The sequence below is a fragment of the Mesorhizobium sp. U510 genome (assembly GCF_059180695.1).
Map to the genome: position 1 here is coordinate 3,463,410 of NZ_CP180532.1, position 15,350 is coordinate 3,478,759.

The window sequence follows — 15,350 nt, forward strand, 5'->3', positions numbered from 1 at the left end:
CATGACGCGCGCAATGACATCCGAAACCCTTCCGCCACTGCTCGAAAATCCTGATCCGAAGACGCTCGCAAGGGAAGTCTTGGTGGCCCTCAAATACCGGGTCGGCAAGGACACCACCGTCGCGACCCAGTACGACTGGCTGACGGCCTCGATCAAGGTCGTGCGTGACCGCATCGTCGATCGCTGGATGCAGGCAACCAAAGAGGCCTATGACCAGCAGGAAAAGCGCGTCTACTACTTGTCGCTGGAGTTCCTCATCGGCCGCCTGATGCGCGACGCCTTCTCCAATCTTGGCCTGATGGCCAATATGCGCGAGGCGCTGTCGTCGCTCGGCGTCGACCTCGATCTCATCGCGGCGCTGGAACCCGACGCGGCGCTCGGCAATGGCGGCCTTGGCCGGCTTGCCGCCTGCTTCATGGAAAGCATGGCGACCGTCGACATTCCCGCGCATGGCTACGGCATCCGCTACGCCAATGGCATGTTCCGCCAGGAGATTCACGACGGCTGGCAGGTGGAACTGCCCGAGACCTGGCTCGATCACGGCAACCCCTGGGAGTTCGAACGGCGCGAACGCTCCTTCGAAGTCGGCTTCGGCGGTTCGGTGGAGTCCATCACGTCAAAGGACGGCCGGCTCGAGCGTCACGTCTGGAAGCCGACGGAACATGTCCTGGCTGTCGCCTACGACACGCCTGTCGTCGGCTGGCGGGGTAACCGCGTCAACACGCTGCGGCTGTGGTCGGGCATGCCGGTCGATCCGATCCTGCTCGACAAGTTCAATGCCGGCGACCACATCGGCGCGCTCGCCGAAAGCAACAAGGCGGACGCGTTGTCGCGCGTGCTTTACCCCGCAGATTCCCACGTGGCCGGGCAGGAGCTCAGGTTGCGGCAGGAGTATTTCTTTTCGACCGCTTCGCTGCAGGACATTTTGCAACGCCATCTCAGCCAGTATGGCGACCTGAAGTCGCTGCCCGACAAGGCGGCGATCCACTTGAACGATACCCATCCGGCGATTGCCGTGCCGGAGCTGATGCGGCTGTTGATGGATGTCCACGGCATGGACTTCGATCTCGCATGGGACATCACCAAACGCACCTTCGGCTACACCAACCACACGCTTCTTCCCGAAGCGCTGGAAAGCTGGCCGGTGCCGCTGTTCGAGCGGCTCTTGCCGCGCCATATGCAGATCGTCTACGCCATCAATGCGCAGGTGCTTCTGGAGGCTCGCGCCACCGACCAGTTCTCGGATGATCAGATCAGCCGCATTTCGCTGATCCAGGAAAATGGCGACCGCCGCGTGCGCATGGGCAATCTGGCCTTTGTCGGCTCGCATTCGATCAACGGTGTCTCGGCACTGCATACCGAGCTGATGAAGGAAACGGTGTTTGCCGACCTGCACAGGCTCTATCCCGATCGCATCAACAACAAGACCAACGGCATCACGCCGCGGCGCTGGCTGATCCAGTGCAACCCCGGCCTGACCTCGCTCGCCCGCGAGGCGATCGGTGACCGTTTTCTCGACGACATCGACGCCATCAAAGGGCTCGACGGCTTTGCCGATGACAGCGCGTTCCGGGAGAAGTTCGCGGGCGTCAAGCGCCAGAACAAGGCGCGGCTGGCCAATCTCGTCGCCGACCGGCTCGGCATCAAGGTCGACCCGTCGGCGCTGTTCGACATTCAGGTCAAGCGCATCCACGAATACAAGCGCCAGCTTCTGAACATCCTCGAGGCGATCGCGCTCTACGACCAGATCCGCTCGCATCCCGAGCGCGACTGGATGCCGCGCGTAAAATTCTTCGGCGGCAAGGCGGCGCCCAGCTACCACAACGCCAAGCTGATCATCAAACTCGCCAATGATGTCGCCAGGGTCATCAACCGTGACCCGGCGGTGCGCGGCTTGCTGAAGGTGGTGTTCGTGCCGAACTACAATGTCAGCCTGGCCGAAGTCATGATGCCGGCGGCCGACCTGTCCGAGCAGATCTCGACCGCGGGCATGGAAGCGTCGGGTACCGGCAACATGAAGTTCGCGCTCAACGGCGCGCTGACCATCGGCACGCTCGACGGCGCCAATGTCGAGATCAAGGAATGTGTCGGCGACGACAACATCTTCATCTTCGGCCTGACCACGGCCGAGGTCGCCGAGCGGCGCAACAATGGCTACAACCCGCGTGCCGTGATCGAGGGCTCGCCCGAACTGTCGCAGGCGGTCTCGGCCGTTTCCTCGGGCGTCTTTTCGCCTGATGACCCGGACCGTTACCGCGACCTCATCAACGGCCTCTACACCAGCGACTGGTTCATGGTCGCCGCCGATTTCGACGCCTACGCCGCCGCCCAGCGTGATGTCGACGCTGTCTGGCGCAACAGCCCGGACTGGTATGCCAGAGCGATCCGCAACGTCGCGCGCGTCGGCTGGTTCTCGTCCGATCGCACCATCCGCCAATACGCGAAAGAAATCTGGAACGTGCCTGCCTGATGTGATTGCATGAGGCCACGAACAATGTGGTCCCGGTGATTTGGGTTGAATGCCAACTCACATCACCAGAAATAGACACCTGGTGCCCTGGGAGGGACACTGCCTGATGAGGAAGCCGCGCGTGACCGCTGCGACAAGCGGGCCGGACGGACTGGCGCCAGCCAGCGATGTTGCGGCGATTGTCGCCGGCACGCACGGAGATCCGTTCGCGGTCCTCGGTGTCCATGAGGTCGGCAAAGGCCTGTTTGCCCGTTGTTTCGTTCCGCATGCCGAGACCGTCACTGCCTATACGCTGACGGGCATCGAGGCCGGCGCGTTGTTTAGGCGAGACGATGCCGGCTTCTTCGAAGGCAAGCTGTCGATCAGGAAGCGGCAGCCGCTGCGCTATCACGCGCGTAATGCCGGCGGTGACTGGTGGCTGACCGATCCTTATTCGTTCGGCCCGGTGCTCGGGCCGATGGACGATTACTATATCGCCGAAGGGTCGCATCTCAGGCTGTTCGACAAGCTTGGCGCGCACGTCATCAAGCACGAAGGCGCCACCGGCGTGCATTTCGCCGTCTGGGCTCCCAACGCAAGACGCGTCTCGGTGGTCGGCGATTTCAACGACTGGGACGGCCGCCGCCACACGATGCGCGATCGCCGCGACACCGGCATATGGGAGGTGTTCATCCCCGACATAGGTGCCGGGCGACCCTACAAATACGAGATCATTGGACCCGATGGCGTCAGGCTGCCGCTGAAGGCCGATCCGTTTGCGTTCAAATCCGAACTGCGTCCCGCCACGGCTTCGGTTGTCGCCGTGCCGCCGGCGCATGAGTGGGGCGACGAGGCGCATCGCAACTACTGGCGCAATGCCGATCCCCGGCGCGAAGCCGTCTCGATCTACGAAGTCCACGCTGGGTCTTGGCAGCTTCACGACGACGGCACGTTCCTGTCATGGGACGAAATGGCCGACCGGCTGATCCCCTATGTGGTCGAGACCGGCTTCACCCACATCGAGTTCATGCCGATTTCCGAGCATCCCTATGACCCGTCCTGGGGCTATCAGACGACCGGCCTCTATGCGCCGTCGGCCCGTTTCGGCGATCCGGACGGCTTTGCCCGTTTCGTCGATGGCGCGCATCGCGCCGGCGTCGGCGTCATCCTCGACTGGGTGCCGGCGCACTTCCCGGTCGACGCGCACGGCCTGGCTCATTTCGACGGCACCGCACTCTATGAACATGCCGATCCGCGCAAGGGTTTTCACCCCGACTGGAACACCGCGATCTACAATTTCGGCCGCCGCGAGGTGGTGTCGTTCCTGGTCAACAATGCGCTGTTCTGGGCCGAGAAATACCATGTCGACGGTCTGCGCGTCGATGCGGTCGCCTCGATGCTCTACCTCGACTATTCGCGCAAGGCCGGCGAGTGGATCCCCAACGAGAAGGGCGGCCGCGAGAACCTCGAGGCGGTCTCTTTCCTGCAGAAGATGAACAAGGAGGTCTACGGCCACCATCCCGGCGTCATGACCATCGCCGAGGAATCGACCTCATGGCCGAAGGTTTCGGCGCCGGTGCATGAAGGCGGGCTGGGCTTCGGCTTCAAGTGGAACATGGGCTTCATGCACGACACGCTGGAGTATTTCTCCAAGGAGCCGATTTTCCGCAAGCACCACCACAACGACCTGACGTTCGGCCTGACCTACGCCTTCTCGGAGAATTTCGTGCTGCCGCTCTCGCATGACGAGGTCGTGCACGGCAAAGGCACGCTGCTGGGCAAGATGGCCGGCGACGACTGGCAGAAATTCGCGACCTTGCGCGCCTATTACGGCTTCATGTGGGGCTATCCCGGCAAGAAGCTTTTGTTCATGGGACAGGAATTCGCGCAGCGCCGCGAATGGAGCGAGGCGCGCGCGCTCGACTGGAACCTGCTCGATTTCCGCCCGCATCGAGGCGTCTGGCAGACCGTGCGCGATCTCAACTATCTCTACCGTTCGCGCCCGGCGCTGCACGGCCGCGACTGCGAACCGGAAGGGTTTTCCTGGCTGATCGTCGACGACAGCCAGAACTCGGTTTTCGCCTGGGTGCGCAACGCGCCGGGCGGCAGCCCGGTGGCCGTCATCTCCAACTTCACGCCGGTGCCGCGCGACAATTATCGTGTGCCGCTGCCGAAGGCCGGCAAGTGGCGGGAGATCATCAACACCGACGCATCCGAATATGGCGGTTCCGGCATGGGCAATGGCGGCATAGTCGAGGCAAGGGCGGAAGGCAAGAACATCTCGGCAACGATGCTTCTGCCGCCGCTATCGACAATCATGCTCGAACTCGTGACCGAGGCCGACTAACAGGGCGAGACTTGAGTAACTTGGGAGGGTAGAAATGGCAGACTTGAAACGGACCCAGCCGCTGGCGCGCGATGCCATGGCCTATGTACTGGCCGGCGGCCGTGGCAGCCGCCTCAAGGAACTGACCGACCGTCGCGCCAAGCCGGCGGTCTATTTCGGCGGCAAGACGCGCATCATCGATTTCGCGCTCTCCAATGCGCTCAACTCCGGCATTCGCCGCCTCGGCGTCGCCACGCAGTACAAGGCACATTCGCTGATCCGCCACCTGCAACGCGGCTGGAACTTCCTGCGGCCGGAACGAAATGAAAGCTTCGACATCCTGCCGGCCAGCCAGCGCGTCTCGGAAACGCAGTGGTATGAAGGCACGGCCGACGCCGTCTACCAGAACATCGACATCATCGAGGCCTATGGCCCGGAATACATGGTCATTCTGGCCGGCGACCACATCTACAAGATGGACTACGAGATGATGCTGCGTCAGCATGTCGACGCCAATGCCGACGTCACCGTCGGCTGCCTCGAAGTGCCGCGCATGGAGGCGACAGGCTTTGGCGTCATGCATGTCGATGCCAAGGACAACATCATCGCCTTCGTCGAAAAGCCCGCCGATCCGCCCGGCATTCCGGGCAATCCGGACTTCGCCTTGGCCTCGATGGGCATCTATGTCTTCAGGACCAAGTTCCTGATGGAGCAGTTGCGCCGCGACGCCGCCGAGCCGGGCTCAAGCCGCGATTTCGGCAAGGACATCATCCCCTATATCGTCCAGCACGGTAAGGCGATCGCGCACCGTTTCACCAAATCCTGCGTGCGCTCGACCGCCGAGAACGAAGCCTACTGGCGCGATGTCGGAACGGTCGACGCCTATTGGGAAGCCAATATCGACCTGACCGATATCACGCCGGAGCTTGACCTTTACGACCGCGACTGGCCGATCTGGACGTATGCCGAGTTGAAACCGCCGGCAAAATTCGTCCATGACGAGGATGGCCGGCGCGGCTCGGCCGTTTCCTCGCTGGTCTCGGGCGATTGCATCGTCTCGGGCGCTTCACTGAAGAAAAGTCTGATCTTCACCGGCGCGCGCATCAATTCCTATTCGACGCTGGAAGAGGTCGTCATGCTGCCCGACGTTCATGTCGGCCGGAACGCAAAGTTGAAGCGCGTCGTCATTGACCATGGTGTTAGGATACCGGAGGGATTGGTCGTCGGCGAGGATCCCGCGCTAGACGCAAAGCGCTTCCGCGTTTCGGAGAAGGGCATCTGCCTGATCACACAGGATATGATCAACAAACTCGGGCTCTAGAGCAATTCTGCGAAAAGTGCGAAACGGGTTTCCATCCGGGAATTGCCTGGAAACGAAGAATTGGACAGGATCGGGATAGACGCATGCAGGTTCTGTCGGTCACGCCCGAGATCTTTCCGCTGATCAAGACCGGCGGGCTTGCCGACGTGACCGGTGCGCTGCCCGTCGCGCTGGCGGCCAAGGGCGTGACCATGCGCACGCTCATTCCAGGCTTTCCCGTGGTGATGGATGCCTTCAAGAAAAAGAAGGCTGTTTACCAATACCCGCTGCTGCAGGGCGGCAAGGCTTCGATCCATGCTGTCCAGATCGCCGGGCTCGACCTTTTCGTGCTCGACGCGCCGCATCTCTTCGACCGCCCGGGCGGTCCCTACGGCAACGCTTCGGGCGCCGACTGGCCGGACAATTGGCGGCGTTTTGCGGCACTGAGCCAGGCCGGCGCCGATATCGCCGGCGGCGCCATCTCGGGCTACTTGCCCGACATCGTCCATGCCCATGACTGGCAGTCGGCGATGACGCTGGCCTATATGCGCTACGGCAAGGCCGTCGGCACGCCGTCGATGATGACCGTCCACAATCTCGCCTTCCAGGGCCAGTTCGGCGCCGGCATCTTCGGCGAACTCGGCCTGCCGGCGGTGGCGATGGCGCTCGACGGCGTCGAATATTATGGTGGCGTCGGCTTCCTCAAGGCCGGCCTGCAGGCGGCCTGGGCGATCACCACGGTCAGCCCGACCTATGCGCAGGAGATCCGTTCGCCGGAATTCGGCATGGGTCTCGACGGCCTGATCAACATGCGCTCCAGCGATCTCTATGGCATCGTCAATGGCATCGACACCGCCATCTGGGATCCGGAGACGGACAAGCATCTGGTGTCGAACTATACGGCCGCGACGCTCAAGGCCCGGGCGCCGAACAGGGCGGCCGTGGAGGAGCGTTTCGGCCTCGACCGCGACGACAGCCCGATCGTCTGCGTCATCAGCCGGCTGACCTGGCAGAAGGGCATGGACATATTGGCGACGGTGATCGACGGCCTCGTCGCGACCGGGGCGCGGCTGGCCATGCTGGGCTCGGGCGATGCCGGCCTCGAAGGCGCGCTGCTTGCCGCCGCCGCACGCCACCGTGGCCGCATCGGCGTGGTCATCGGCTATGACGAAGGGCTGTCGCACACCATGCAGGGCGGCTGCGATGCCATCATCATCCCGTCGCGCTTCGAACCTTGCGGACTGACGCAACTCTACGGCCTGCGCTACGGCTGCGTGCCGGTGGTCGCCCGCACCGGCGGCCTTGCCGACACCATCATCGACGCCAACGAAGCGGCTATGGCCGCCGGCGTGGCGACAGGGTTCCAGTTTGCTCCCAACAATGGCAGCGCGATGCTGCACGCCATACGCCGCCTGGTCGATGCCTACGCCGACCCCGCGGCCTTCGAGACCATCCAGCGCCAAGGCATGAAGGCCGATGTGTCATGGGACAAGAGCGCGGAAAAATATCTTGAACTCTATCGCCTGCTGCTTTCGAAAAGGGTTGCCTGAAGCATGATACGGACCGTCCCCACCAAGCCCTATTCAGACCAGAAGCCCGGCACGTCGGGCCTGCGCAAGAAGGTGCCCGTGTTCCAGCAGGAGCACTATGCCGAGAACTTCATCCAGTCGATCTTCGACGCGCTGGACGGCTTCAAGGGCAAGACGCTGGTGATCGGTGGCGACGGCCGCTTCTACAACCGCGAGGTCATCCAGAAGGCCATCGCCATGGCGGCCGCCAACGGGTTCGGCAAGGTCATGGTCGGGCAGGGCGGTATATTGTCGACGCCGGCCGCCTCGCATGTCATCCGCAAGTACAAGACCTTCGGCGGCATCATCCTGTCGGCCAGCCACAATCCCGGCGGCCCGCATGAGGATTTCGGCATCAAGTACAATGCCGGCAATGGCGGCCCGGCGCCGGAAAAGCTGACCGACGCGATCTTTGCCAAGACCAAGGCGATTTCGAGCTTCAAGACATCGGACATCGATCCGATCGACATCGATACAACGGGCACCGTCATTGCCGCCGGCATGACGGTCGAGATCATCGATCCGGTCGCCGATTATGCCGAGTTGATGGAAAGCCTGTTCGATTTCGACGCGCTGCGCAGACTGTTCAAATCGGGCTTCCGCATGCGCTTCGACGCCATGCATGCGGTGACCGGTCCCTATGCCAAGGAAATTCTCGAGAACCGGCTCGGCGCGCCCAGCGGCACCTGCCGCAACTTCAAGCCGCTGCCGGATTTCGGCGGCCATCATCCGGATCCGAACCTGGTGCACGCCAAGCATCTCTATGACGAGATGATGGGACCGGACGCGCCGGATTTTGGTGCCGCTTCCGACGGTGACGGCGACCGCAATCTGATCATCGGCAAGGACATTTTCGTCACCCCGTCGGATTCGGTGGCGATGCTTGCCGCCAATGCCCGTCTGGCGCCCGGCTACAAGGACGGGCTGAAGGGCATCGCCCGTTCGATGCCGACCAGTGGCGCCGCCGACCGTGTCGCCGAAAAACTCGGCATCGGTATCTATGAGACGCCGACCGGCTGGAAGTTTTTCGGTAATCTGCTCGATGCCGGCATGGCGACGATCTGTGGCGAGGAGAGCGCCGGCACCGGCTCCAACCATGTGCGCGAAAAGGACGGCCTGTGGGCGGTGCTGTTGTGGCTCAATATCCTTGCCGCGCGCGGCGAGAGCTGCAAGCAGGTCGTCACCGAGCACTGGGCGGCCTATGGGCGCAACTACTATTCGCGCCACGACTATGAGGAGGTCGAGAGCGACCGCGCCAACGCTCTGGTCGATGAACTCAGGGCCAAGCTCGGCTCGCTGCCCGGCACCAGCGTGCACGGCCTGAAGATCGCCAAGGCCGACGATTTCGCCTATCACGACCCGGTCGACGGTTCGACCAGCGAGCACCAGGGCATCAGGATCCTGTTCGAAGGCGGCTCGCGCGTCGTCTTCCGGCTTTCCGGCACTGGCACGTCCGGCGCGACACTGCGCGTCTATATCGAGCGCTACGAGCCGGACAAGGCCAGGCACGACCTCGACACGCAGGCAGCCCTTGCCGACCTCATCGCGGCCGCCGACGACATTGCCGGGATCAAGAGCCACACCGGCCGCAACAAGCCGAGCGTGATTACTTGAGGGTGGCGGTGCGCGCTCTTCCTTCTCCCCCTGTGGGAGAAGGTGGATCGGCGCGCAGCGCCGAGACGGATGAGGGGTGCGTGACGGATCGCCGTCTTTCCCAAGCTGGAGCACCCCTCATCCGTCGCCTTCGGCGACACCTTCTCCCACAAGGGGAGAAGGGGGAGCCTGCATGACCCAGCTCGGCGCAGCCGTCACCCGCGAAGGCATCCGCTTTGCCGCCTGGTCCTCGTCGGCCCGTCGCCTCTGGGTCTCGATCTTCGACGGGCAGGGAAACCGCGAACTCGACCGACTGGAGCTGCAGCCGGAAGGCGCGGGGGTGCATGCGCTCTTCGTTCCCGGCCTTGCCGCGGGCACGCGGTATGGCTTTCGCGCCGATGGCGACTATGCGCCCGAGCGCGGGTTGTGGTTCGACCCGGACAAGCTGCTCACCGATCCCTACGCCGTCGAAATCGACCGACCCTATGCCTATCACTGGCGGCTCGCCGCGCGGCGCAACGAGGGCGCCGACACCGCGCCGCTGATGCCCAAGACCGTGGCGAAAGCACTGCCCAAAGCGATGCCAGTGCTGACGCCGCTGTTCCGCCCAGGCGGCCTGATCTACGAGGTGCCGGTGCGCGCCTTCACCAAGCTGCATCCCGACATTCCGCAAGCGCAGCGCGGTACGATCGCGGCACTTGCTCATCCTGTCGTCATCGAGCATCTGCAAAGGCTCGGTGTGTCGGCCGTCGAACTGATGCCGGTGACGGCGTCGATCGACGAGCGGCACCTGCCGCCGCTGGGCCTGAGCAACGCCTGGGGCTACAATCCCGTTACCTTCATGGCGCTCGACCCGCGTCTCGCGCCCGGCGGCCTCAAGGAATTGCGCGACACCGTGGCGGCGCTGCGCAAGGCCGGCATCGGCACGATCCTCGACCTCGTCTTCAACCACACGGGCGAAAGCGACCGGCTGGGGCCGACGCTGTCGCTGCGCGGCCTCGACAACCAGGCCTACTATCGGCACCAACCGGATGGCAGGCTGGTCAATGACACCGGCACCGGCAACACCGTCGCCTGCGATCATCCGGCGGTGCGGGACATGGTGCTCGACACGCTCCGGCATTTTGTCTGCAATGCCGGCGTCGACGGCTTCCGCTTCGACCTGGCGCCGGTGCTGGGCCGCGTCGACGGCGTGTTCGATCCTGCGGCGCCCTTGCTCGCGGCGATCGCCGGCGATCCCATGCTGGCCGATCGCGTGTTGGTCGCCGAACCCTGGGATATCGGTCCTGACGGCTACCAGCTCGGCAACTTCCCGCCGCGCTTCCTCGAATGGAACGATCGCTATCGCGACGATGCCAGGCGCTTCTGGCGTGGCGATGCCGGCGCGGTAGGAGCGCTGGCGACGCGGCTTGCCGGTTCGTCCGATGTTTTTGGCAAGGCCGGCCAGCCGGCCAGCCGCACGGTCAATTTCATCGCCGCCCATGACGGCATGACGCTGGCCGATCTCGTCGCCTATGAGCGCAAGCACAACCAGGCCAATGGCGAGCAGAACCGCGACGGCCACAACGACAATCTGTCCTGGAACAATGGCGCCGAGGGCGAGACGGACAGCGCCGCGATCACCAAGGCGCGCTTCGACGACCAGTGCGCGCTGCTCGCGACGCTGTTCGCCTCGCGCGGCACCATCATGCTGACAGCGGGCGACGAGTTCGGCCGCTCGCAGAAGGGCAACAACAACGCCTATGCGCAGGACAATGCCATCACCTGGCTCGACTGGGCCGGCCGCGACCAGGCGCTGGAGCGCCACGCATCGGCGCTCGGCATCCTTCGCCGTACCGTCCCCGCTCTGTCGGACACGCATTTCCTGACGGGACAACCGGCCGATGCTTCCGGCATCCCCGATGTCGCCTGGCTGACCGAGACCGGCATGCTGCTTGCCGAGGCGGACTGGAACGACCCCGCCCGGCACCGCCTCGTCATGCTGTTGGGTGACGCAGGCGGCCGCCTTGCTATCATGATCAACGGCGATCGTCGGCAATGCGTCTTCACCTTGCCCGCGCGGGACGGCTTCCAATGGCAGCCGGCGATCGAGACGCAGGCGATCGACCTTGCACGGCCGCTGCCGGGCCGAAGCGTCCATTTCATGCTTGAGCGCGGGACTGGAAAGAGCCGCACCAGAAAGAGGTCGTGATGGCCCACAACAATGCCGACCCTTGGGCGGGGCAGGGGGCCGAATGGTGGCGCGGCTGCGTCATCTATCAAGTCTATCCGCGTTCCTTCCAGGACACGACCGGCAACGGCAGCGGCGATCTCAGGGGTATCACCACGCGGCTTGCCCACATCGCCTCGCTCGGCGTCGATGCCGTCTGGCTGTCGCCCTTCTTCAAGTCGCCGATGGCTGACATGGGCTACGACGTTTCGGACTATCGCGACGTCGATCCGATGTTCGGTTCGCTGGAGGATTTCGACGCTCTGGTCGCCGAGGCGCACCGGCTGGGCCTGAAAATCGTCATCGACCAGGTGCTGTCCCACTCATCCGACAAACACGAATGGTTCATCGAAAGCCGCGCCAGCCGCGACAACCCCAAGGCCGACTGGTACGTCTGGGCCGATACGAGACCCGACGGCAATGCCCCCAACAACTGGCTGTCCGTATTTGGCGGCCCGGCCTGGGAGTGGGATTCGACCCGCCGGCAATATTACATGCACAATTTCCTTGCCTCGCAGCCCGATCTGAATTTCCACAATCCGGAGGTCCAGGACGCGCTGCTGGACACGGTGCGCTTCTGGCTCGAGCGTGGCGTCGACGGTTTCCGGCTCGATACGGTCAACTATTATGTCCATGACCGCTGGCTGCGCAGCAATCCGCCTCTGGCGTCGAGCGTCGCCGGCACCAATGGCGAGACCAACACCTACCTTTACCAGGAGCATTTGTTCGACAAGACGCAGCCGGAGAACCTGGCTTTCCTCAGGCGTTTCCGCGCGCTGCTCGACGAATATCCAGACCGCGCCGCCGTCGGCGAAATCGGCGATGAGGGCCGCTCGCTGCAGACGCTGGCAGCCTACACCTCCGGCGGCGACAAGCTGCAGATGTCCTACACCTTCGACCTGCTCGGTCCGCAATTTTCGGCGGCGCACGTGCGCGGCTGTGTCGAGGCCTTCGAACATGCGGTTGCCGACGGCTGGGTCTGCTGGGCGTTTTCCAATCATGACGTGGTGCGCCATGTCAGTCGCTGGACAGGGCCGGACGGCGATGCCGATGCGGTGGCCAGATTCGCGATCATGCTGCTCGCCTGCCTGCGCGGTTCGATCTGCCTCTACCAGGGCGAGGAACTCGGCCTGGAGGAGGCGGAGCTTGCCTATGAGGATCTGCGCGATCCCGTCGGTATCCGTTTCTGGCCCGGTGTGAAGGGCAGGGATGGCTGTCGCACGCCGATGGTCTGGGAAGCCGGCGCCGACAATGCGGGTTTCTCGACAGGAAAACCCTGGCTGCCGGTCCCAGCCAGCCATCGCGCCCGCGCCGCCGATGTGCAGAACGGCAACGAGCAATCGGTGCTGTCCGCCTACCGCTCCACGCTTGCCTTGCGCAGGCAGCATCCGGCGCTGGTCAGCGGTTCGATCCGCTTTCTCGACGCCGAAGGCGACGTGCTGGCCTTCATCCGGGAAGGCGGCGGGCAGAGACTGCTCTGCGTCTTCAATTTCGCTGGAGAGCCGGCGAATTGGCCCTTGCCACCGGATATTGGCGCTGTCGCTGCTGTCCTGGCTGGCACCGCTGCAGGCGAGGAGGAAGCGCTTTCGCTGCCGGCTCTCGGTTGCTTCCTTGGCCGGCTCGACTGACTGGCCGCTCGACCGCGCCTTGGCCAGGCGACCCGCTTGGCCACGAAAACCTTACTGAACGAGCACCGCCCGACCGCAGGTCGCGCCGGTGACGCGCACGTCGGCTTGGCCGACGCCGACTCCCAGCGCTGACAGCACATTGTAGAGCAAGTCGTCGACGGGCGCCGTTACGGTGTTGAGCAGGGTCACCACTGCCGGTTTGACCGTTCCGAGCAGGGAGCTGAGATCAATACCGAGACCAAGCACATTGGCCGAAAGCGACAGGTTGTTGACCAGCGACGTGGTGAGCGACTGCGAGATGTTGCGCGTCGAAACGGTTTTCACCGTCTTGTTGGCGATGTCGGTTGCGTTGAAGGTCAAGGTCTGTGGGCTGTTGTTGGTGATCGCGGTCGCGGCCGATCCCATCACCTGGATCAGCGGGATGTTGATCAGCAGCAGATGGAGGCTCACATCCGCGATGTCGGCATCGGTGAAGGTCTGCGGCTGGCTGAAATCGGCGAAGCCGGAGGGATTGTTGCTGTTGGCGAGGTTCAGTTGGGCAACGCCCGGATGCGCCGCGATCGAAACGCTGATGCTGGAAGGCCCTGCCGGACAGGTGATGTCGGTCAGCTTGGCTTCGGCGTAGGCGACTTCGACATTGAGCGGCAGGTTGACGGCGAGCAGGCTGATGCCGCCACCGAGGCCGGGCGTGCCGACACCGACGGAGGCCGTCAGTTTGATGCGCGTCTGGGCGGTGCGCACGACAGTGCCGATGCCGTCGACCGCGAGCCACGGCGAGGATTGCGGCGGCTGCCCGATGGCGATGTTGAGCTTGGTCGAGAGCAGTCCCGGGATGGTGGCGCCGAGATCTACCGCGGCCTGGTTGGTGCCGTTGGCGAGCACAGCGGCGGCGGTCAGCATTCCCATGGCGCTTGCATCGACGCCGAAGCCGGACGGCTGTTGCCCGAGGCCCAGGCTGCCGACGGAGCCGAGATCGACAAGGCTGGAGAGCGGGATCTTGACCGTGCTGGTCGACTTGGAGGCGATGGTCTGCAGGGCAACCTTGGCCGTGTTGCCAAGGCCAGGGACGTTGGCCATGGCGGTGGCGATCTGGCCGACAGTCGCTTTCGAGGCCAGTACGTCCGAATAGGTGCCGGCGGTGATGTTCAATTGTGTGGCGAGCGCACTGATGAACGACAAGACGCTGACATCGGCCGAGATCAGCCCGTTATAGTCCATGACACTGAGCGAGATGTTGCCGCCGAGGAGCCCGCTCAGCAAAGCATTGAGGATCCCGCCATTGACGCTGAGCAGTCTCGACCCCACCGAGAATGCCGCCTGCGGCGTCATGCTGGCCGTGGCCTGGGTGCCGATGACCGGAGTGGGGATCAGCGAGCTCGCGAAATAGCGGGCGGGCACTTTCGCCAGCGTGACACGCACCGCATTGTAGGGTGTCACGCCCGCCTGGAAGCGCTGGGTGACATTGGTGGTCGTCGAGGCGTATCGGCCTTGCGTGACCGTCACCACCGTCTTGCCGACGGCCGGGGCAATGGTCTGGCCAGAGGCTTGAACGACGACACCCGGCATGCCGTTGTCGGTGAGCGTGGTGACGACCGCGGTGTTGACATTGTTGATGTTCGACGCGGCGGTGATCGCCGCCAGATCGACCATCGCCTGGGCCTGCCGGCGCTCGGAGTAGATGGAGGCTTCATCGATGGCCACAGCCGCCAGAGCCAGCGCGACCGGCGCGCTCAGCGCGGTCATCACTGCGAAGTTCGCCCTCCTGTCCCCCATCATCGACCGTGCAAGCCGGCCGATGCCCTTGCCGGCACGCTGCAGCATTCAGATACCCCCAACCCTGATCGTTGACTGACGCTTGATGGTGGTCCCCGGCAAGGCTATGCCCGGGAAGAGATTCCAGATCGGCAGGTTGCGCGCATCGTACGAAATCAACACCACGAACTGGCTGCCGTCGGCCACGCTGTCATTGGCCTGATAGGTCAGTTTGCTGGCGTCCACGAAGGGGTATCCACCGGCATTGTTGGCGAGGAAGGCGGCCACGAGCGTCTGCCGCTCGGTCTGGTTCAGCCCGGCTATAGCCGTCCGGGCGGCATCCGCCGCGATCTGCTGGATCGAGTTGGCGGCACCAAAATAGATACCGTACGCAACCATTCCGAGCAGAAGAAGGATAAAAATCGGCGACAGCAGGGCGAACTCGACCGCCGACGTCCCCGAATTGTCTGTTCGGAACGCGCGTCTTCGGAGCATGGAAATGAGCTTCTGAACCATGATGCCAAC

The 15,350-nt window shown here is 63.8% G+C and carries 9 protein-coding genes; 7 read left to right on the forward strand and 2 right to left on the reverse strand.

Annotation, left to right across the window (positions count from 1 at the left end; translation table 11 throughout):
* Position 1: 1 nt before the first annotated feature.
* The 7 genes from ACLGL5_RS18185 to bglA all read left to right on the forward strand — a co-directional run bounded on the left by ACLGL5_RS18185 (position 2) and on the right by bglA (position 13,073).
* Positions 2 to 2,470, forward strand: coding sequence for a glycogen/starch/alpha-glucan phosphorylase (locus ACLGL5_RS18185; RefSeq protein ID WP_069091711.1), 2,469 nt, complete (start codon positions 2 to 4; stop codon positions 2,468 to 2,470).
* A gap of 106 nt (positions 2,471 to 2,576) precedes the next feature.
* Positions 2,577 to 4,796 (forward strand): 1,4-alpha-glucan branching protein GlgB, encoded by a 2,220-nt coding sequence (gene glgB, locus ACLGL5_RS18190; RefSeq protein WP_069091712.1) that lies wholly within the window; start codon positions 2,577 to 2,579, stop codon positions 4,794 to 4,796.
* Positions 4,797 to 4,830: 34 nt separating this feature from the next.
* Entirely contained in the window at positions 4,831 to 6,096 is a 1,266-nt protein-coding gene (glgC, locus tag ACLGL5_RS18195; protein ID WP_019857060.1) for a glucose-1-phosphate adenylyltransferase, read from the forward strand.
* 83 nt (positions 6,097 to 6,179) lie between these two features.
* A complete protein-coding gene (gene glgA / locus ACLGL5_RS18200) occupies positions 6,180 to 7,625 on the forward strand; it encodes a glycogen synthase GlgA (RefSeq protein ID WP_069091713.1) in 1,446 nt (481 codons plus the stop codon).
* 3 nt (positions 7,626 to 7,628) lie between these two features.
* Positions 7,629 to 9,257 (forward strand): alpha-D-glucose phosphate-specific phosphoglucomutase, encoded by a 1,629-nt coding sequence (locus ACLGL5_RS18205; RefSeq protein WP_069091714.1) that lies wholly within the window; start codon positions 7,629 to 7,631, stop codon positions 9,255 to 9,257.
* 172 nt (positions 9,258 to 9,429) lie between these two features.
* Positions 9,430 to 11,427 (forward strand): glycogen debranching protein GlgX, encoded by a 1,998-nt coding sequence (gene glgX, locus ACLGL5_RS18210; RefSeq protein ID WP_069091715.1) that lies wholly within the window; start codon positions 9,430 to 9,432, stop codon positions 11,425 to 11,427.
* The gene (bglA, locus tag ACLGL5_RS18215; RefSeq protein ID WP_064982970.1) at positions 11,427 to 13,073 is read left to right on the forward strand and encodes a beta-galactosidase BglA; all 1,647 of its coding nucleotides are present in this window, start codon (positions 11,427 to 11,429) and stop codon (positions 13,071 to 13,073) included. Before glgX ends, bglA begins: the two co-directional genes overlap by 1 nt.
* 51 nt (positions 13,074 to 13,124) lie before the next feature.
* On the opposite strand, the gene ACLGL5_RS18220 is transcribed toward bglA, so the two are convergent.
* Entirely contained in the window at positions 13,125 to 14,894 is a 1,770-nt protein-coding gene (locus ACLGL5_RS18220; RefSeq protein ID WP_019857066.1) for a Tad domain-containing protein, read from the reverse strand.
* Positions 14,895 to 15,341 (reverse strand): TadE/TadG family type IV pilus assembly protein, encoded by a 447-nt coding sequence (locus tag ACLGL5_RS18225; protein WP_019857067.1) that lies wholly within the window; start codon positions 15,339 to 15,341, stop codon positions 14,895 to 14,897.
* Between the last annotated feature and the right edge of the window lie 9 nt (positions 15,342 to 15,350).